The sequence below is a fragment of the Alteribacillus persepolensis genome, from assembly GCF_900099605.1.
Taxonomy (GTDB): domain Bacteria; phylum Bacillota; class Bacilli; order Bacillales; family Marinococcaceae; genus Alteribacillus; species Alteribacillus persepolensis.
Window position 1 is genome coordinate 1 of the sequence record NZ_FNDK01000038.1, and the last position, 19,428, is coordinate 19,428.

The 19,428-nt window shown below is 42.3% G+C and carries 20 protein-coding genes, 1 rRNA gene and 2 pseudogenes; 6 read left to right on the forward strand and 17 right to left on the reverse strand.

Going from position 1 to position 19,428, the window contains the following annotated elements; all coding sequences use genetic code 11:
• A pseudogene (locus tag BLT18_RS16870) lies at positions 1 to 363 on the reverse strand (MSCRAMM family adhesin SdrC); the annotation flags it as partial.
• Positions 364 to 773: 410 nt separating this feature from the next.
• Between BLT18_RS16870 and BLT18_RS16875 the strand changes: the two are divergent.
• From BLT18_RS16875 to BLT18_RS16885, 3 genes are all read left to right on the forward strand, one after another.
• Positions 774 to 1,739: an MBL fold metallo-hydrolase gene (locus tag BLT18_RS16875; RefSeq protein WP_091276693.1), complete on the forward strand. Its 966-nt coding sequence runs from the start codon at positions 774 to 776 to the stop codon at positions 1,737 to 1,739.
• Positions 1,740 to 1,820: 81 nt separating this feature from the next.
• The gene (locus BLT18_RS16880; protein ID WP_091276696.1) at positions 1,821 to 1,967 is read left to right on the forward strand and encodes a YfhE family protein; all 147 of its coding nucleotides are present in this window, start codon (positions 1,821 to 1,823) and stop codon (positions 1,965 to 1,967) included.
• Between the two features lie 140 nt (positions 1,968 to 2,107).
• Positions 2,108 to 3,289, forward strand: coding sequence for an MFS transporter (locus BLT18_RS16885; RefSeq protein WP_091276699.1), 1,182 nt, complete (start codon positions 2,108 to 2,110; stop codon positions 3,287 to 3,289).
• Between the two features lie 65 nt (positions 3,290 to 3,354).
• On the opposite strand, the gene BLT18_RS16890 is transcribed toward BLT18_RS16885, so the two are convergent.
• The 6 genes and pseudogenes from BLT18_RS16890 to BLT18_RS16910 all read right to left on the reverse strand — a co-directional run bounded on the left by BLT18_RS16890 (position 3,355) and on the right by BLT18_RS16910 (position 9,053).
• Entirely contained in the window at positions 3,355 to 3,573 is a 219-nt protein-coding gene (locus BLT18_RS16890) for a hypothetical protein (RefSeq protein WP_091276702.1), read from the reverse strand.
• Positions 3,574 to 3,869: 296 nt separating this feature from the next.
• Positions 3,870 to 4,379 carry a glucosaminidase domain-containing protein gene (locus BLT18_RS18730; protein WP_322787581.1) on the reverse strand — a complete coding sequence of 170 codons (510 nt, stop codon included), beginning with the start codon at positions 4,377 to 4,379 and terminating at the stop codon, positions 3,870 to 3,872.
• A 63-nt stretch (positions 4,380 to 4,442) separates the two neighbouring features.
• Positions 4,443 to 5,225, reverse strand: a pseudogene (locus BLT18_RS18735) (N-acetylmuramoyl-L-alanine amidase); the annotation flags it as partial.
• A gap of 149 nt (positions 5,226 to 5,374) precedes the next feature.
• A complete protein-coding gene (mgtE, locus tag BLT18_RS16900; RefSeq protein ID WP_245705313.1) occupies positions 5,375 to 6,730 on the reverse strand; it encodes a magnesium transporter in 1,356 nt (451 codons plus the stop codon).
• 134 nt (positions 6,731 to 6,864) lie between these two features.
• A complete protein-coding gene (locus BLT18_RS16905; RefSeq protein WP_091276710.1) occupies positions 6,865 to 8,313 on the reverse strand; it encodes a Na+/H+ antiporter NhaC family protein in 1,449 nt (482 codons plus the stop codon).
• A gap of 227 nt (positions 8,314 to 8,540) precedes the next feature.
• Positions 8,541 to 9,053: a MogA/MoaB family molybdenum cofactor biosynthesis protein gene (locus BLT18_RS16910; RefSeq protein ID WP_091276735.1), complete on the reverse strand. Its 513-nt coding sequence runs from the start codon at positions 9,051 to 9,053 to the stop codon at positions 8,541 to 8,543.
• Between the two features lie 114 nt (positions 9,054 to 9,167).
• Between BLT18_RS16910 and BLT18_RS18440 the strand changes: the two genes are divergently transcribed.
• Positions 9,168 to 9,329 (forward strand): hypothetical protein, encoded by a 162-nt coding sequence (locus BLT18_RS18440; RefSeq protein ID WP_175487581.1) that lies wholly within the window; start codon positions 9,168 to 9,170, stop codon positions 9,327 to 9,329.
• 93 nt (positions 9,330 to 9,422) lie between these two features.
• On the forward strand, positions 9,423 to 10,439 hold the full coding sequence (locus BLT18_RS16915) for a TIGR00341 family protein (RefSeq protein WP_091276711.1): 1,017 nt from the start codon (positions 9,423 to 9,425) through the stop codon (positions 10,437 to 10,439).
• 319 nt (positions 10,440 to 10,758) lie between these two features.
• On the opposite strand, the gene BLT18_RS16920 is transcribed toward BLT18_RS16915, so the two are convergent.
• The 5 genes from BLT18_RS16920 to BLT18_RS16940 all read right to left on the reverse strand — a co-directional run bounded on the left by BLT18_RS16920 (position 10,759) and on the right by BLT18_RS16940 (position 15,141).
• Complete coding sequence (locus BLT18_RS16920) at positions 10,759 to 11,862, reverse strand: NADH:flavin oxidoreductase (RefSeq protein WP_245705314.1); 1,104 nt, start codon at positions 11,860 to 11,862, stop codon at positions 10,759 to 10,761.
• Positions 11,863 to 11,932: 70 nt separating this feature from the next.
• Positions 11,933 to 13,105 (reverse strand): TraB/GumN family protein, encoded by a 1,173-nt coding sequence (locus tag BLT18_RS16925; protein ID WP_091276713.1) that lies wholly within the window; start codon positions 13,103 to 13,105, stop codon positions 11,933 to 11,935.
• Between the two features lie 111 nt (positions 13,106 to 13,216).
• Positions 13,217 to 14,215, reverse strand: a complete 999-nt coding sequence (locus BLT18_RS16930; RefSeq protein ID WP_091276715.1) for an LLM class flavin-dependent oxidoreductase — start codon at positions 14,213 to 14,215, stop codon at positions 13,217 to 13,219.
• Positions 14,216 to 14,231: 16 nt separating this feature from the next.
• Positions 14,232 to 14,507: a DUF3219 family protein gene (locus tag BLT18_RS16935; protein ID WP_091276717.1), complete on the reverse strand. Its 276-nt coding sequence runs from the start codon at positions 14,505 to 14,507 to the stop codon at positions 14,232 to 14,234.
• Positions 14,508 to 14,586: 79 nt separating this feature from the next.
• The gene (locus BLT18_RS16940) at positions 14,587 to 15,141 is read right to left on the reverse strand and encodes an NADPH-dependent FMN reductase (RefSeq protein WP_091276719.1); all 555 of its coding nucleotides are present in this window, start codon (positions 15,139 to 15,141) and stop codon (positions 14,587 to 14,589) included.
• 147 nt (positions 15,142 to 15,288) lie between these two features.
• On the opposite strand from BLT18_RS16940, the gene BLT18_RS16945 reads away from it, so the two are divergent.
• Complete coding sequence (locus BLT18_RS16945; protein ID WP_091276722.1) at positions 15,289 to 15,534, forward strand: hypothetical protein; 246 nt, start codon at positions 15,289 to 15,291, stop codon at positions 15,532 to 15,534.
• Positions 15,535 to 15,736: 202 nt separating this feature from the next.
• Here BLT18_RS16945 and BLT18_RS16950 read toward each other — a convergent pair whose 3' ends face one another.
• From BLT18_RS16950 to rrf, 5 genes are all read right to left on the reverse strand, one after another.
• Positions 15,737 to 16,732, reverse strand: a complete 996-nt coding sequence (locus tag BLT18_RS16950) for a protein kinase family protein (protein ID WP_091276724.1) — start codon at positions 16,730 to 16,732, stop codon at positions 15,737 to 15,739.
• Positions 16,722 to 17,972 carry a stage VI sporulation protein D gene (gene spoVID / locus BLT18_RS16955; RefSeq protein ID WP_091276726.1) on the reverse strand — a complete coding sequence of 417 codons (1,251 nt, stop codon included), beginning with the start codon at positions 17,970 to 17,972 and terminating at the stop codon, positions 16,722 to 16,724. Before spoVID ends, BLT18_RS16950 begins: the two co-directional genes overlap by 11 nt.
• A gap of 661 nt (positions 17,973 to 18,633) precedes the next feature.
• Positions 18,634 to 18,828 (reverse strand): hypothetical protein, encoded by a 195-nt coding sequence (locus tag BLT18_RS16960; protein WP_091276729.1) that lies wholly within the window; start codon positions 18,826 to 18,828, stop codon positions 18,634 to 18,636.
• A gap of 44 nt (positions 18,829 to 18,872) precedes the next feature.
• Positions 18,873 to 19,211, reverse strand: a complete 339-nt coding sequence (locus tag BLT18_RS16965) for a n-acetylglutamate synthase (protein WP_175487582.1) — start codon at positions 19,209 to 19,211, stop codon at positions 18,873 to 18,875.
• A gap of 128 nt (positions 19,212 to 19,339) precedes the next feature.
• Positions 19,340 to 19,428, reverse strand: a 5S ribosomal RNA gene (gene rrf, locus BLT18_RS16970); the annotation flags it as partial.

Below are 19,428 nucleotides of genomic sequence, written 5' to 3' on the forward strand. Positions count from 1 at the left end.
ATCAGAATCTGACTCGGAATCAGCTTCAGCACCAGAATCGGAATCTGACTCGGAATCGGCTTCTGCGTCTGCATTAGAGTCAGATTCTGACTCAGAATCAGCTTCCGCATCCGCGTTAGAATCAGAGTTGGACTCAGAATCCGCTTCTGCGTTCGAATCTGATCTTAATCTATTATTGCCAGTAGTTGATCCTCCATCGGAACCACTACCTCCCCCATTGCTTGTAACACTTGATTCATCAGAAGAACCATCAGAATCAGTCATAGAACTGATGATTGAATCTAACTCCTCCAGCTTTTCAAGCAACTTGTCTCTTCGTCTATTTAGCCGCTCAACATTTTTTTCTAGTCTCTTTCGATCCAATAGATTTCTCTCCTTCTCTTGGTGTATTTCCCTTTTATATAAAGGCGTTTTCTTGGCTGTGAGAAATATTTATCTTATAAAGACAATGAGATGAATGCATATCATTTATTTAATTTAGCGATTTTTGCTTTTTCTTTTTCTATACGATTTTCTAACTTTTGAAGTTGGCGCTTGAGAATATTTCTTTTCGTTTTAGCTCTATTAAGTCTATTACTGCTCAAGGTTTACCCTCCTTTTTTCACGAGGTAGTAATATTGTAGTAATAGAACCTGCTTTTGTTGTAGGTTGCTGACTCTTCCTTAAAGCGGATTTTTGAAAAATTAAAAGATTAACGCAAAAAACATGCCTTTTTTCCTGTAATTTGCTACGATAAACATACACACATTTTGTTTGGAAAGAAGTGATAGCATATGCAATGTGACAGCAAAAGCGCAGCTATTTTTCCGATAACTGTGCCTGTTGATAATAGTTTAAAAAGCTTTAATTTCTATCTGGTACAGTCAGCAGAGACGCTGACGTTAATTGACGCTGGCATGAACAATGATTCTTGCTGGAATAGTCTTTTACATACCTTACAAGAACAAAACTTATCTCTTTCTGATATTGATCAGATTTTTCTCACTCATCACCATATCGACCATGTCGGCTTAATCAATCGCATAACATCTGAATGCAGCATACCGGTTTACGCTCATCCATACGCTTATCCTCGCTTAAAACGCGATGAAACTTTTTTACAAAAACGAATTGATTTCTTTGAAGAACTATATAAAACAGCTGATTGCGGGGAAAAAGGAGAGCAGCAAGTAGCTTATTTAAAAAAAGCTATGTATAAAAACCAGCATCAAGCAATAAGAACAGAAATCATGCCTTTCCCGTCATTCGGGCATGACTTTACGATAATTGATGTTCCTGGCCATTCTGAAGATCAAGTAGGTTTTTTTCACGAACCATCCGGTGTGCTGTTTGCAGGTGATCTCTTAATTAATCACATTTCCAGCAACGCCATCATTGAACCCGGTGTTGAAACCACCTATTCTTATCCATTGCTGCAGCACATGGAATCCATGAAAAAAGTGATGCAGCTGAAGCCGGATGTTATATACTCTGGACATGGAACGGTAATCCACGATGCCGAATCTTTAATTCGTCAGCGCTTGGACGCCATCGACCACAAAGCCGAAAAGTTTTTGCAGCTTATTAGTGATGGATATACAACCGCAAATACTTTAGCCAAAACATACTATAATAAAGCGTATGACAGTCAGTTTTCCCTTGTAATGTCAGAGATTATCGGCCACCTCCAATATTTGGAAAACAATAAGCGAATACAGAAAGAAATGACAGATGGAGTGTGGCATTATCATCTGACTTAATACAGCCGAACGTGCTGCCATGTTTATTTCAACTCGTGTTGGCTCATCCTATAAACGACTTTTATAAAAAGGAGAGTCAATATGGAGAATAAAAAACCGCCACACAAACAAATAACAAATAAGAGCAATGGACTGAGCAGCACACAAGAAGTCACGTATCCATCGGATTATAAACGAGCAGATGAAGCATTTAAAAAGCAAGAAATAAATGAAACACCTAACAAATAATATAAGAAAAGTGTCTCTCGCCTTTTGTGTACGAGAGACACTTTTTATATAATGACGATATACACTTTATGCGATTTAACATTACACAATACGATTTCGTACATAGGACGAACTTGTGGCAACGGGGAGTGACATAACTGTTGGAAACGAAAAAAGCTTTACCAGTTTTATTTGCTGTCATGTTTTTTGTTATGGTAGGTTTTGGCATTATCATTCCTGTTCTTCCTTTTTATGCTGAAGAACTTGGTGCTTCTCCTGCCGAGCTGGGATTGTTAATGGCCGTTTATTCCATCATGCAATTTCTTTTTGCACCCATGTGGGGACGCATTTCTGATCGTATTGGCCGAAAACCTGTGATGATGCTCGGCATTTTAGGGCTTGCATTTTCTTTTTTCTTTATGGCTTTTTCTACAGCGCTTTGGATGTTATTTGCTGCTCGCATTATCGGTGGATTTTTATCAGCTGCTAATATGCCGACGGTGATGGCGTATGCTGCTGATATAACATCAGAAGAAGACCGAGGAAAAGGCATGGGGATTATTGGTGCAGCTGTCGGACTCGGTTTTGTTTTTGGTCCTGCGATTGGAGGGGTTTTTTCTGAATCAAGCTTGGCCGCACCGTTTTATGTTGCTGGCATATCTTCTCTTATCACCTTTTTGCTCGTCTTATTCGTCTTAAGAGAAACCTTAGACAAACAAGCAGAAAAAGAACAGCCAGTGAAGCGCTCGCTGAAAAAATCCGCTCAAAGTCCCGTATTTGTGCTGTACTTTTTGCAGTTTTTCGTATCTGTTTCACTTGCGGGATTAGAAGCAACATTTGCTTATTTTGCTGCTGAACAAGCTGGCCTTGGCCCGGTTGAACTTGGTTACATATTTATGATTATGGGATTTGCTGGTGCACTCGTGCAAGGCGGCCTTGTTGGCCGGTTAACAAAAGCATTCGGAGAAGGTGCCGTTATTCAAATAGGCATTATCATATCTGCTGCCGGATTTGGGTTCATTTTATTCATCGATAATTTCACGACAGCTGCCATCTTCTTAAGCATATTTGGCATTGGCAACGGAGTTATCCGGCCTAGTGTGTCAGCATTAATTACAAAAACAGCAGCAAATGGCTATGGCAGCGCAACCGGATTTTTATCGTCTTTTGATTCTCTCGGGCGAATCATCGGTCCTCCGTTAGGCGGATGGCTGTTTTCTATCATGATTGGTTTGCCATACATTGCTGGTATATTGCTGTCTGCTTTTGCGCTTGTTTTATACTTTATGTATAAAGCACAAATGAAAAAAGAACTTGTCGCCGCTTCCTCTGTAAAAGGGTGAATGTTACAGCAACCTAAAAAAGCAGGCAGCTGCTTCTCTTCTAAGCAGCTGCCTGCTTTTTACGGCTAACTTTGATTTTGATTAGGATAGGTCTGGGTTGTATTAGCATTGCTTCCAGCTTGTGACTGGTTTTCTGTTAAGGACTTTAACGATTGCAGGCTGCTTTCTAGCTTCTGTAACTCCATTTGCAATTCATACGGGGAGTTCACCATCTCGCGCATGCGTTTTCCCGACTGTTCAATCTCGTCACTCATTCTCGATACAAGCGACACATCAAATTTCACAACAACCAACTCCTCCTCACACGTATATATGAATTAGGGTAACCTAATTCAGCTGCTTTACTCGAAATACGCAGGAGTTTATTAGAAAATCGTAACCGCCTTGGACAGAACGTTCGGCTAAGAGCACCTGCTGGACTGACTCCCATCCTGGAAGCCTGCGGCCTAAACTCGGGTTGGATGAGAAACACCCCCCGAGCGGCTGCCGCTTAAACAAAACGAAAAAACATCAGCCTCCTTCCCTATCGGTGCAAAAAAGAACACAAGGACTTTTCTCTCCTTGTGCTCTTTTATCGCGTTTACACTTTAATTTCTTCTAATATATCCTCTAATGTCTGCTGGCTTCGCTTGATGATGCGTTCATAAATATTTAATATCATCTGTCCATAGCGGTCTCCCGGAACAGCCCATTTTCCATTTAAATCAATCCACGTCACTGCCGATCCTCGTTCTACAAGATCAAAGCGCGGATCCACTAACGCATGTTCCCGCGGCAAGTCGTCTGTAGAGCTGTATGCATACAAATGTTGAATATGAGCGAGAACACCTTCTTCAGGTGTGTCAAAACTTGCGCCAGGTTCCCCCGGTCCTGTAGCTCCAATCCCACTAAAATTATTTTGTTCCGGCTTTACAACCCCCGTAAAACGAAAATAATCTGTTTCGTGAATTGCCTGAGCAAATGCTACATCTCCTCTAATTCCGTATTGTTCCCCATACTTCACATAGTAGTAACCGAGTTGTGGGGCCTCGGAATTCACTGAACGTACAAATTGATTCAGCAGCTCAGGGGAAAGGATTGTTTCTCCCATAATTGAAAAGGCTTGATTTTCCTCTTCATTGCCCTCCTCATCGTTGACATTTGTCCGATCTACAATAATAAAGGCATCCCCTATCCCTATTTGCTCTAATCGATCAACGCGTCGTTGGGCATTGTCTCTATACTTAAATGAACCCGCCTGCACCCGGTATCGCAGTTGACCAGATACAGTCGTTAGTATAACAATGGCTTCAATACCGTGACTGTCTAGAAAATCAGCACGTTTTTCCGCATTCTCTCTTTTTTCAAACGATCCGGCAATAACTTTATACATCGTACCGTAATCTTGTTTTTGCTGTAAGTTAAATGCTTCTTCCAAACCATTTACGTGCCCTCTTGCTACCGCCTGACGCCAAGAGGCCTGCCTCATTATCTCAGCGTCACGCTCGTTGTCTAAAAATCCATTTTCTGTTAATAATGCCGGCATCTTCGTTTCCCGCAGCACATGAAAGTCAGCTTTCTTTTCTCCACGTGTCACTAAACGGTTCACAGACGTAATATGCTTATGCATGATATCTCGAATACCAGCTGTGCGAGAGCTGTCCGGCAAACTGTTGTGAATATAATCCTCATAACCTCTCGCCCTGCCATTATACGCATTGCAATGAATAGATAAAAAATAATCTGCATTCCATTGATTCGCTTCATTCGTACGTTCACTCAAACGAACCGTGGTATCGTTGCGGCGGCTCATTTTCACGTCTACGTTTTGATATTCATTTAATAAAATATTGCGAATGCGAAGAGCAATATCCAAGTTAATGTCTTTTTCAACAAGATTATTACTCGTTGCTCCAGTATCGGTTCCCCCGTGACCTGGGTCTAAATAAAGTTTCATGTCTATCTCCCCCCTTTCTCCGATTATTTTATGAAAGAGACAAAAAGACGTATGGACAAACTAACCTTATCCATACGTGGAGAATATTTTTGTTCTTTCGTATCTTACATGAACGAACACATACTGAAAGGGGGAGAGAAAAGCGTTCCTCATAGGTATTCTAAAAAGGAAGTAGCAATGGTGAAGTAAATAAACAAACCGATAATATCGTTTAATGTGGTGATAAAAGGTCCAGAAGCAACAGCTGGATCAATATTGAGCTTGTTAATAATAAGCGGCAGTACCGCCCCTATCAGTGCAGCTACACTCAATGTCAAAAAGATAGACACTGCAACAATCACTGCAAGCAGCAAATGATTATATAATATACTAACCGTCAAAACAAGCACCACTGCACAAATCAGTCCCATAAAGAAGCCGGTTCCCAGCTCACGCCGCAGCATTTTGGCGATGCCTTTTTTCTCATATGAACCAGTTGCTAAGCTGCGTACTACAACCGCAAGCGACTGCGTACCAGTGTTACCAGCAGAATCCATAATTAATGGAATAAATACTGACAACAGCACCACTGCTTCCAATGTCTCTTCGTAGCGCCCAATCACATTCGCCGTAATCAGACCGAGAAACATCAACAGCACAATCCATGGTGCCCGCTTTTTTGCAGCTTGAAAAGCCGACAAGTTCGTGTCTGTCGAACCTTTCGAAGCAGAAATCTCTCCAATGTCTTCGGTTACTTCCTCTTCGAGTACATCCATTACATCATCAACCGTAACAATTCCTATTAAATGTTTTTGTTTATTTACAACAGGTACAGCCAGAAGATCATACGTCTGGATTATTTTAGCAACATCTTCTTGATCCAAGTCATCATCTGCATACACCACCCGTGTACTCATGATTTCTTCTATTATTGTTTTGTTATCATGAACAATTACATCTCTTAAAGAAACCACTCCTGCTAAATGGCCCGCTTCATTTACGACATATACATAGTAAATGGTTTCAACATCTTGTCCTGTTTTCCGTAAAAATGCCATCACTTCGGCAATCGTTTGATTTGAAAAAATTTCTAAATACTCTTTTGTCATGATGGCACCGGCTGTTTCTTTTGGATACGATAAAATTTCTTTAACATCATCTGCTTTTTTCGCATCCATTGCTTTTAACAATGATTCTTTGCGGGCAGTGATCGGCAGCTTGTCTATAAATGCGGCTGCGTCATCTGCGCTTACTTCATTCATGACAGCAGCTGCCTGTGCTGCCTCCATTTCTTTTAAGGTAAAAAATTGATCTTCATACTCCATTTCTTGAAAAACGCCAGCCAGCTCATTTGCTGCCAGCCAATCGTACAGCTGCATTCGTTCATGCTTGTATAGCTGCATTATCACTTGCATTTGAAAGTTTTCATGCCAGCCTAAAAATAGTTTTCGAAACACGTCTTGGTCTTGGCTGCGTATAGATTCACGAACTTGTTCAAGCATCTGGTCTATTACGTATTGTGTCATAAGGAAAACCTCGTTTCTATGCGGAAACATCCTGCTCCTAGTATCCCTTTATAAACAGTCATCGCCCTTTTCTTCTTTCATTATACAAAAACACTCTTAGAGAAGCCACGGCGCGGCGTCTCTAAGAGTATTGATCAATCATTTCCACTATCTTGCTTTGTTTTTTTTCCTTCATAACGCAGACCCCATCCGGTAAGAGCAGCAATCAGCATAATCAATGCTAAGAACCAGCCGTGAAAAACAAACGGAAATACTTCTGTTGGGCTTACAACAGGCAGCCACTCATACGTATTTTGCATGTTGGCGATCGTCGAATAGCCCAGCAGTACAGGTGCTCCCCACGGAAAAATGTATCCTAATGCGGATGTGACCGCATCTAACATATTAGCTCTGCGATAGCGGTGAATGCTATACTTTTCCCCAATTGCTCGAACAAATGGTGCAGCGGCAATTTCTGCAGCTGTGTTAATGGTAATCGCACTGTTTAATAAAGCGACCACTGCCCACATAGCCGATTCTGCCCGGCGTACAGAACGCCGAATCCACTTCATCACACCGTTGGTAATGGCTTGCATCGTACCGCCTAATTCCATTAAATGAGCAGCAGCGACGATTAACAAAATAAGTACCGCCATATCGACATAGCCCTTAATTCCCTCTATTAATGCCCCTTGAACCACACCATCCGATGCAGGATCAAAGTGCAAAATATCAGAAAACGTCCCAAGATGAAAGACAATAATCAATGGAATAGCAAACAAAATCCCCCATGTTAAAGACGTTAACAAATGGTGTCCTCTTAAAGCCAGAAACAGCACGACAGCAAATGGCAGAAGCATAATTAAACCTGCTGGCTCAATGGATGGCATGACACTTGCCGGTGTGACGTTTACTGTGCTGCTGCTTCCTCCAAACACGGCAAACAGTATAACAGCTGGAATTGCAGCCGCCACAGAATATTTCAACCGGCTTCTAACAACCCCGGGCACATCAGCTTCCTGCGTTGTAGCTGAAACAATCGTTGTATCCGATACCGGTGCCAAATTATCTCCAAATACGGCTCCGGCTAAAATAGCACCAAACAGCATCACAGGGTCAGCGCCAGTTGCGACACCTGCTGGAAACATTAAAGTACAAAAAGCCACAGTTGTTCCATACCCCGTTCCCACAGCTGTCGAAAATACTGCTGCTAACAGAAACGTTAGAGCTGTAAATAAACCCCCGGTAACGCCTATCGACGTCCCGATCCAAACAAGACCTTCAACCAATCCTCCTAGCTGCAGTACTTGCGAGAACATTCCAGCGTAAAACCACGCTACAATAGCCACTACCCCAACAGGTTGAGACAATCCTTCAAATAAGCCTTGCGCGTAGTCCTCCCAGCGGCTTTTGCAAAGAAGAAGCCCAAGTGTCAGTCCAATGATTGCTCCCATCACGAGTCCAATTTCTGATGATATTTGTAAGATACTCGTTGTTACCGCCCAGATGACGAAAAAAAGAAGCGGAACAGCAGCTCCCCATGGACCGAAACGAAAGTTAAGAGTGGTGATTGCTGCTTTGTCCGCTGCATTTCGATCTGACATATTTTTTCACCTTTCTCTCCCAATAAAATCACATAAATCGTTATAATACCCAATCATTTATTATGAAAGGAACATATCACTTATGCAATGGTTAGTTTCTTCCTATGGAAAAAAAACCACCTTCAAATAAACTTGTCTGTGCAAATGGCTTCTAGTCATACTAATCCTCCTTCTTCTCCATTCCATATAAAAAAGCTAAGCCTCTCGCTCAGCTTTTTGTACTTATCTTACAAGTCTTTTTGTACCTCACGAATGACATGGGCAAGCTCCGGGATAATTAGTTTATTCATTGCCAGCCGTACCGCTCCAGACGAACCTGGCATCGAGAAAACCGCCGTATTTTGGTACACCCCTGCCACAGCACGACTTAATATCGCAGCCGATCCTATGTCTTCCGTATAACTAAGGTACCGAAACAACTCACCAAATCCATGCAGCTCTTTATCTAATAAAGATTGGACTGCCTCGTATGTTATGTCCCTCTGCGCAATTCCTGTTCCGCCATTTAACAAAACCGCATCCGTATTATGAGCTTGTGCTGCCTTTTTCAGTATCTCCTGCACCTCATTGTATTCATCTTTTACTATGTCGTAATGACTGATCTGATGACCCGCATGTCTTAGAAATTCTTGCAGTAACGCACCACTTTTATCCGTTTCTTTCGTACGCGTATCAGAAACCGTTACAACCATGCAGCGGACAGTTTGCGGCGCTTCTTGACGGTGTTGTGCCACAGACATGATATACCTGCCCCTTTCTTCCTCATCATAATGTTTCATTGTAACATATTTTTCCTCTCCGTATTATAAACACGCTGTTTTTACGCAAACTATTCTATACAAGGAGGAGTTGGCATGAAAGATTGGAATGAACAAGCGAGCCAAAATAATAACCTTAAGCCAGATATTCACTTTGAAAAAGAAGCATTAACAAACAAAAAGATTCAGCGTGACATTCATAAACCGTATGATACCGACCACGATGAAACAGTATTAAAACCAAAAGACAATCATTAAAACAAATATGGACGGCAGTAGAAAAAACTGCCGTCCATCGATTAGATATATCATATTAACAGAACGAAACATCCTTTGATGGAGGATTCACATATGTCCATACAATTGATTGAAGTATATGTTCCCAATCAAGCATTTGCGACGTTTGAACGTAATTTGGAACAATTTGAAACAATCTCGCATTGGAACTCAAGTGAAGCCAATGACTACATGCTTGTTCGTATTTTAGTAAAAATGAGTCAATCAGAAGATATTTTAAATTATTTGGAACAAGCAGCGAAAGAAAATGATGATTTCAGTGCGCTGTTGTTTTCCTTAAAAACATATATCCCTCACGTCGAAGATAAAAAAGAAGAATTAGAAGAAACCAAAGAAAACGAAGAGGACGAAAAAGAACTGCTTCGTGTCAGCCGGCATGAGCTGTATTCTGTCGTGTTTGACTCCAGTGCAATCAGCAAAAGCTTTTCATGGTTTTTACTGTTATCGGCAGTAGTCGCTACCGCCGGCATTGTCAAAGACAGCCCGGCAATCGTCATTGGGGCCATGATGATTGCTCCCATTATTGGTCCCTTTACTGCCGTCGCCTTTGCATCAGTCCTTGGTGATTACAAACTGCTGCGGCGTTCTTTAATATCTGCTGGTTACGGGCTAGTCCTTCCAATTGGAATAGCGGTTTTATTTGGAATGTTTTTTCCTCTCCCGATGGACAGCCAGGAATTTTTATCACGTAACAACATCGAGCTCATTGATATCTTTGCTGCATTGGCTGCAGGAGCTGCCGGAGCAATATCCTTTTTAAAAAGAGCAGCCGAAGCACTAGTTGGCGTCATGGTATCTGTTGCTTTGCTGCCTCCAGCTGTTGTATTTGGCATGATGCTTGGTGATTTTAACTGGCAAGGTGCCATCACCCCTTGTTTATTACTGCTCGTCAACACCTCTTCCATTGTGCTCTCAGCCATTGTTGTATATTGGGTGAGTGGTATCAAACCTGTTAATTGGCAAGAAATCCAAGAGGCCTATACGTCCCGTAAATATTCGCTGTTGTTTGTCAGTATTATCGTACTCGTACTCGCTGTCGTTATTTTTTTTATTCAATTTTATCAATCGTAAAAAGCGCCATTGTCCAAAGAAAAGCGCAAGCGCCTGAAAGAAGGAGGTTCAGCTGTGTGGTGAAAGAGCTTCTGCAGGGAACTTCTGTCAGGTACTTCTGTCAGGTACTTCTACTAAGAACGCACACGTCCTGTGGCGGGCGTTGAAGTCACCACATCCTGCGGAAGCACGTCCTGCGGCTGGCGCTGAACCGACCCGCGTCGTGTTCGCCTGAGCGAGCAGGCGCTTGCGCTGGACCATGAAAACGCCAACCTTTTATAACTTTCTTACCTTACATTAAAAAGGGAGCTATCTGCTATGATAAGCTCCCTTTTTTTAGTTAATACAATTGATGCAGCGAATCTTTCTGGAAGGCTTCTAGTTCATCTGTTCGACCAGTTCTTACTTTTTCCACCCATGCCGGGTCATGCAGCAGCGCACGGCCAATCGCTGCTAAGTCAAATTCATCCGTTTCCAGTTTTGTTAACAATCCATCCAGACTGGCTGTACCTGCTTCATCATAGCTTGTAAATACGCCGTCTAATCCTACAGAGCCGACACTGATCACCGGCTTTCCTGTTAACTTCTTCGTCCAGCCGGCAAGGTTTAAGTCGGACCCTTCAAATTCCGGTTCCCAAAAGCGTCGTGTTGAGCAGTGAAAGATATCTACTCCAGCCTCATGTAACGGCTTTAAAAAGCGTTCTAACTCTTGAGGAGTTTCTGCTAATTTTGCTTTGTAATCGCTCATTTTCCATTGAGAAAAACGGAAAATAATTGGAAAATCATCTCCTGCTGCTTTACGGCAGGCTGCAATAATTTCTTGAGCAAAACGGGTGCGCGACACAAGGTCACCGCCGTAACGATCACTGCGCTGATTGGTTTGCTGCCAAAAGAATTGGTCAATCAAATAACCATGTGCACCGTGCAGTTCGATGCCGTCAAAACCAATTCGCTTTGCGTCTGCAGCGGCTTTTGCAAATGCTTCAATGACATCATGTATATCCTGTTCTGTCATTGATTCGGTTACTTTGCTTCCCGAAAAATCAAGCCCAGACGGCCCAATTGGCAGCGCGTCTTTGTTCGGAACGTCACCAATGTTTCTTGCCATCCCTACATGCCAAAGCTGCGGAACAATTTTCCCGCCAGCTTCGTGCACCGCTTTTACAACTTCTTTCCAGCCTTCCAACGGCTTCTCCCCATAAAAAAGAGGAATCGTATCACCGGATATGGAAGCGGGATGGTCAATGCCGGTTCCTTCTGTAATAATTAGTCCGACATTATTCTCCGCACGGCGCTTATAATAGGTACGAACGTCTGCTCCAGGCACTCCATTCGGAGAAAATCCCCGTGTCATTGGTGCCATAACGGTGCGATTTTTTATAGTTAACCGCTCACTGGAAAAACGCGTAAAAAGCGGAGTCATTTCTTTATTTGTTGTACTCACTGCACATCCTCCTTTTCCTGTAGCCAACGTGAATTATGCCACAGAGTAAAGGCGATACCAAGCAATCTGTTTATACATTTTCAAAGAACAGACGAATCACATCCGCCCCGCCAATTATCGTCCCTAACGTACTTCCCAAGTTAGCCAGCACGACTGTAAGCAAAATACGTGTGGCACGATTTTGCCAAAAACCTTTAAATTGATAGACATCTTCATTCAGCCTCTCAAAATCATGGACACTCGGACGCCGGAGATAGGCCTGTACGATACCAGCAAACCAGCCGGCAGCTAAAAGCGGGTACAAAGACGTAAGCGGAGCAGCGACAAAAGCGGTTAACACAGCTAACGGATGACTCCATGCAATAGCCGCTCCTAACGCGGAAAAGGAACCATTCCATAACAACCAGCTGATCGACTGCTGCACACCAGCGTCAGGATTTGCCGTAAACGTGTAGGCAATCACCGCTAAGATAATAAGTGGAATGCTCCACGCAATCATAGCAGGCACTTTTGACTTTTTCGGACGTTTCATCAACTCCGCTAAATTATGATCTGTTTCAATTTCTTTTGTCACACCGGGAACGTGCGCGGCACCAAGGACAGCAACTACCTTTTTACCAGGTGCTCGTTTTATTTTTTGAGATAAGTATTGATCACGCTCATCGATGAGCGGTTTTTTTAATCGCGGAAAATGCACGGTCAACTCGTTCAGCATGGAATCCAGCATATCTTGCGATTTCATTTTTTCCAGTTCTGCTTCTGTAATTTTTTCATTGTAGAAAAAGCTTGAGAACAGCTGAAAAAATAATTTCATTTTCCCTGTAAACCCAACACCATGCCAAATCCGCGCAAAAGTCGTTTGAATATCCCGATCTGCTAATACAAGTTCGGCTCCCGCCTCTTTTGCTGATTCAATGCCTTGCATCATTTCCTGGCCGGGTTCTACTCCAAATTGGCTTCCCATTCGTTTTTGATAAGAAGAAATAATTAAGTTCATTAATAGGAGAGTCGCTTTTTTCTCTTTAATGACGTTAAATATATCCATGTTTTTCCACTTGTCGCGGTTCACAATGGATTGATAACGCTGGTCATCTAATTCCACACAAACCGAATCTGGCTGTTCTGCTTCAATGACTTCTTTTACTTGTTCTGCGCTTTGCTTGGACACGTGCGCTGTTCCTATTAAAATAATCTCTTTTCCATTTACTTCTAATCTGGTTATGTTTTCTTGTTCTGCCGCCATAACGACCTACCTTTATCATATTCTATCTTTCATACATCACTGCATACTTTTGTTATACATGAAAAATAGCGGAAAGTCATGTGTTTTTCAAAAAATATCACAGGCTGTTCCCTACAAAGATAGGGCTTGTGCAATTTGCTCATAAGACTGTATGCGATGTTCTATATCATGAGCAACCGTATTGATCATGATTTCATCTGCTTGATATTCTTGCGCTAAGTCCTGAAGTTGGTTGGAAATCGTATCAGAATCTCCGATGAACATTTTTTGTTTTCGTTTTGCTAAGGTTGCTTTTTCCTTTGCCGTCAACGGGTATTCCTGTGCATCTTCTATGGCAGGCACACCTTTTTGGCCTTCGCCTTTATCTCGTTGTATTCCCCATACGAGCGCACTTTGTGCAATGGCTTCTGCTTTGTCTGTGGTTTCAGCGCAAACCGCTGATACTGTCACAATGACATAGGAGGTGTCTCTTTTTCGGAGCGGAGAAAAATTGTTTTTGTACGTTTTTATGAGATCCTTTCCGTCCTGATTACTCATAAACTCGCCAAATACATACCCTATCCCTTTTTCTGCAGCCAATGCCGCGCTCTTTTTGCTTGTTCCCAGCAGCCATGGTACAGGAGGCTCATTTGGAACAGGAGCTGCCTGCACATGATGAAATGGGTGGTCATCAGGAAAATCTTCATATAAAAAATGCAGCAATTCTTCTACTAACTCGGGCATGTTCGCAACCTTTTGCAAAAAATTATTATTTAAGGCGTTCGTGGCCTCAGCTGACCCACCTGGAGCTCTTCCAACACCGACATCTATTCTTCCCGGGAACAATGTCTCAAGCGTATGGAACACTTCTGCTACTTTATATGGCTTATAGTGTGGCAATAAAACAGCTCCAGAACCAAGACGAATCGTTTTCGTCTGCGCTCCAATATAGCTGATCAGCACTTCCGGCGCCGAGCTGGCTAATCCCGGCAAATCGTGATGTTCACTTACCCAAAAACGCTGATATCCCAATGCCTCTGCCGCTTGTGCCAGCCGTGCGGAATACTGCAGTGCTTCTTTTGGAGACTGGCTGCTGGCAATAGGGGATAGATCTAATATGCTGACTTTCACACGAGCCCCCTCCTGTCTATATTACTTCTTGTAAACGAACAAAAAATTCTCCCGTCTGTCCTGGTTCATATAAGTTTGTTATCGATGCAGCATACTGTTGAATTTCTCCTCTAAATGCCGTGTTCCGTTCTGGCACTTCTATATCAAATACTGCTTTATATAATAACATCGTCAGCTCATGATAATCCTCACTGGTAACATCAAATCGAATCGCAATGCTTTGTTTTCCTTTATCGTTTTCCTCGTTATACTCTTTTACAGATATAGGTGTATCATTCAGGTAAACGTTCATTCACTCACCTCCTCCTTTCTATTCGATTTGTAAAAAAATCCGCTGAGAGTGTTCTCTCAACGGATTATGGAGCTATTTATTAGTTCGTGACCACATAATTTTTTTCAAGCCATTGAACAACGTTATCCACTACACCATCTAAAAAGTCAATCGTTGCCTCATCGGTGAGGTCGCCGTTTTCATCCATCTTTTCATGAACGGCGCCAATTAATACCTCGTTACCAGGCAGAACTGGAGAAGACAGACCAGGAGCAAATAAAATATCACGCAAGTGAGCTTGTGCTTTTACTGTACCCAATGCTCCCATGGATGCACCGGCAATCCATGACGGTTTGCCGATCATTACCTGATCCACACGGGACAGCCAGTCAATCGCATTTTTCATATTAGCTGTAATGGTGCCATTGTACTCTGGAGTCACCCATAATACCGCATCTGCTTCTTTTATGCGCTTTTTGAATTCCACCACTTCAGCAGTTGGCTCATTCTCTGTGTCTTGATTGTAAAACGGCAAATCGCCAATTTCCACAATATCAAGTGTGAACTTGTCTTGATATCTTTCTTGAATATATTTGGCCAGCTTTAGGTTATATGATTCTTTTCTCGTGCTGCCTACAATGGCTGCAATTTTCATATATATTCCTCCTGTTGTTATGTAATACTTACATGCTTATTGTACACTCCATCACATACCTCTTCCAACAATATGCACTCGCACAGCTGAACACGTTTTTGGGTGCTCGCATAAACTGAAGAAAATACGTTAGGAGAAGGTGGGAACATGGGGTATTATCCTCCTTACCACGGACCGCCGCGGCCTCCATATTATCCTCCGCCAAAAAAACATAAAAAAAGACGGCATCCAAAACCGTACTGGTGGAAAAAATGGAAGCTCGCTTGCACACAAATTCTCATTCCGTTGGCCGTTTTTCAATTATTGCGGACACTCATCCTGCCAACCAGTTTTGACGTATTATTACTCATTATTCTCGTGGGGTTAACTGTCTACTGCTGTTTCACATGTTAAAATAGATGAAAAAGAGCGCAGGCACCTGAGTCACAAGCTGCCTCTCCAGGTCCGTCTGTACAAAGCCGGTCTTTTCTTTCCACAGACGGACCGAAGAAACCTCGAGTGAGCAGGCGCTTGCGCTAGACATGAAAAACACCGACTTTTAGACCTTCCTCCTTACTGAAAAAAAGCTCCTCACCTTCTAACTGTGAGGAGCTTTCTATGTGTTTTCCTTCTCATCTAAAAAAGACGGCCACGTATCAAGATCTTGCTTTATTTTTTCCATCATCCATATGTGTTCTTCTAATTGAAATGTAAATGTGTGCTCGTCGTAAAGCTTACGTTTACTTGCCGTTGCTAAAAAGGGGTAAAGAAATGATTCATTTAATAATTGGCTTTTTAAAAGAGCATCTTCTCCTCTTTTTAATGGAAAATGGTGATGATACGTTTTAACCCATGGATACGCTTGAACCGTATCCCACATCCTTTCTTGCATACACGAACGATAGAGCCATGACACATCATACAACGGATGACCATCTGCCGTTTGTTCCAAGTTAATAAACTGATAATTATTTCTCTCGTCTAATACCATATGATCCGGCGAAGGGCTGCCATGGCAGCGGACAACGCGAATGCCTTTTTCCTCGTACGCCGCACTCTCCCATTTTTCATACCACGTTAACGAATCTTTATGGCATTGATACAAAAGAGGAAAATGCATCAGAAATGAAAGCTCAAACGGAGAATAGTAGTGCTTTTTCTCAATTTGATCAGCATATGCTTCAAGCTGCAGCAGCTGCTGATCCCGTTCTTTTTTCAGCAGTTTGCCCTGCTCTTCCCATATTGACTCCGGCACTGCTTCTTTATACTCCGTCGAACGATGAAAGATGGCCAGCGTTTTAAAATAAGCAGATTCATGACGTTTGAAAGCGCACGATTGTTTCCACGGCGTAAGATAATACAGTCTGTCATCATCAATGACACACCATTCTTGATAGGTGGTGCCTAAAACTGGCAGAACGGTATTCATTTGCTGTTTTTCAAAGAAACGGAGCGTCTGTAAAAAACGCTCCGCCTGTTCATTGTTTAATTGGGTCTCCTTTAATGCAAATATTCCTTCTGCTGCTTCTACTTTAGCCACCTTGTCGTATAATTCCATCTGAACCGGCTGTATCGGGTAGCGCTGCAGAACGTTTGCGATATTACCCTTCATGTTTATTACTTCCCGCTTTAGAGGCCGGAATATAAAGAATCTGACCCTCTTCAATATGCTCATTATCAAGACGGTTATAACGAACTAAATGACTGATTGTAACATCATAACGTTCAGCAATCGTTTCGAGTGACTCGTTTTCTTGAATAATGCACATCTTTACTCGAGAAAATGCTTCTTCCCCTTTCGTCATAACTTTTGTTAAATACAAAGCATTGTCATCACGGTCAGACGCAGCAGGCGCTGAGGCAGTTTCTGTTGAGAGGGCAGCATCACTTGTCTGTTCATCGCTAGCTGTGTCGTCTACTATTGTGTCAGCTTCCAGTTTTTCCTCCTCAGACTCATCTCTGCTGTGAAAAGCAGTGATAATCGTTGAATCTGCCTCTTCTGTCTCCTCCTCTGCATCCGATTCGGTTTCTTCATTCGAAGACAATGATTTCTCTGCTCCTTGCTCTTTTGAATCATCAAACTCTTCCTCACTCTCTTCTCTTTCCTCTGGTGTGTCTTGTGTTTCTGCTTCTTCGGATTCTTCTCCTCGTATCTCCGCCATTTCGTCTGGTTCGTTGTTCTCCACTCGTTCTTCTTCTCGTTCACTTGCCGGAGGTGATACTTGCGCTGATTTGCTGTCTGCTGACTCGTCAGCCTCATTACTCACAGATGTTTCTTCTTCAGCCGAATCTACTCGATTATCAGACAAAGAAAGCTCTGGTACCTCTGGTTCGTCAGGCTGTTGTTTCCCTTCTTGCTCCCATCTTGGCATCGGTTCAGGCTCACGCAAGGGCTCTTTGCTCTCTTCTGTATGAGAAGCATCACTTTTCATGCCGGTAATGCTAATATCAGCTGTTAATTGGATACAATCCGGTTCTGGCAAGTCGTAATCAAACCCATCAATTTGCACATAAATATCATCAAGATTATGAATGCGATTAAAAGGAATGGTCACATCAACAGGGAAAAAGTGCGTAATTTCCGCCACTCCATCTTCTTTTTCGTTATTTTGTTCCACATATTGCGGAGAAGGACGATCATCTGTATGTTCTTCTTGGCGGTTCTCATCAAGCGGACGGTATGCTCCTTTTAAATGAAGACCTCCTTTGATTGCTACATAATCAAGCTTTTCCTCAATTCGAATATCCGGCTCAAGCCCCAGTGATAACAGCTCTTTCATTTTTTGCCCTTTATCGAGCCAGACGGATTCTTCTAAATTAAACGTTAATGCTGATGAATGTTCAGCTCCCATGAATGGCCCTCCTTCATATATATTGATACTGCTTTTGATTGCGATTCTAAGATGGCATCATAACCGGGGAAATGGTTCCCTCTGCTCTATACGAATACTATTTCAATGTATGCGCCGGCTGTGCTATCTATGATGCCAAAATATTGCTGGCAGTCATTGCCCCTTCCATCAGCCATTGGTAACATAATGAGGGGAATACATGCTTGAAGGATGGGATTACATGAATAAACACCAGCTTCCTGTCCATCCGCCTTTTTATTATGGATGAATAATTGTTTTTATGGGCGGGCTGGGTGCTTTTTTTCAGGGCCTGGCCCAACCTGTACATTTTCCGTTTTGGCAGCCGCACTGAAATATTATAAATTATGATGATAATGTCTATGCTTGCTGCGATCCTTTCACTTGCTTTCCCACCTCCAACGAGACAATAATAACGATTCAATTCAATAAAAAACCAACCAACAGTTCTGCTGTTTCAAGCAGCTGGTGGTTGGTATCAATATGCTATTGTTTTCTTTTAACCGAAATGTCTTCTCTTTGCCCCCTAAGACTTTGCTATCTCCGCTTGTAATTATATTTTCATCTTTCTACTCACCGTAAAACTGCGTTTTCATCGCTATAACAAATTGTTTGCTTATTCTCCGTATTCATTCTGCTTATATCATTCTTTTGTTTGATGATTTTCTGCATCATCAGGAAAAGATGCATTATTCTTATCCTCTTTGATTCCATACCTTTCTTCTAGAAATCGGCCAATAATGGAAGTGTTAATTCCTTTCCTTATCGCTGATTCCAATACCGCTCCTAGAATCAGTATTCCAAAAACATATAGAATAATCGTTACAACAATGCCCAAGAAAAACCCTCCAAATAAAAGCTTGTGTGTTCCAACATTCCAGTCTACATTTCTTCTACAATAGAAATCCCCTTGGTTTGATCTTTATCGAGCCATCTCCAATTTTCATGCAGACGAATCTTGCCGTTATGTAAAATCTCAGGGATAGAATGACATTCTCCACCTCTCAGTTCATGTGAGATGTTCACATGATTATACCGAAACCGTAAAGACCCATCCGCATTCACTATTCCAATGAGTCGTCCTTCTACAATTTCTCCCCCTGAATATGTAGCAGTAAGAATGTTCTCTTCTTGGCTGTATTGAAAATAAGTTTGAGAAGACACTTCCCCATTATCTGTATTCGACTTAGAAACAAATGTTCTTCTGTTGTAATTAATCACTATTCCCCCTCCAATTATCACTTGATTTGTTAGCCTAAGCCTATCATAGGTGGTGTTTGTTGAGAACAGAAAACCGTCTTAAAAAGCACAAAAAAGCTGCCAGAGTATGCTCTGACAGCTTATCCGTTGCCTGGCAGCGTCCTACTTTCACAAAGGGTTTCCCCTTCATTATCATCGGCGCAAAAGAGCTTAACTTCCGTGTTCGGCATGGGAACGG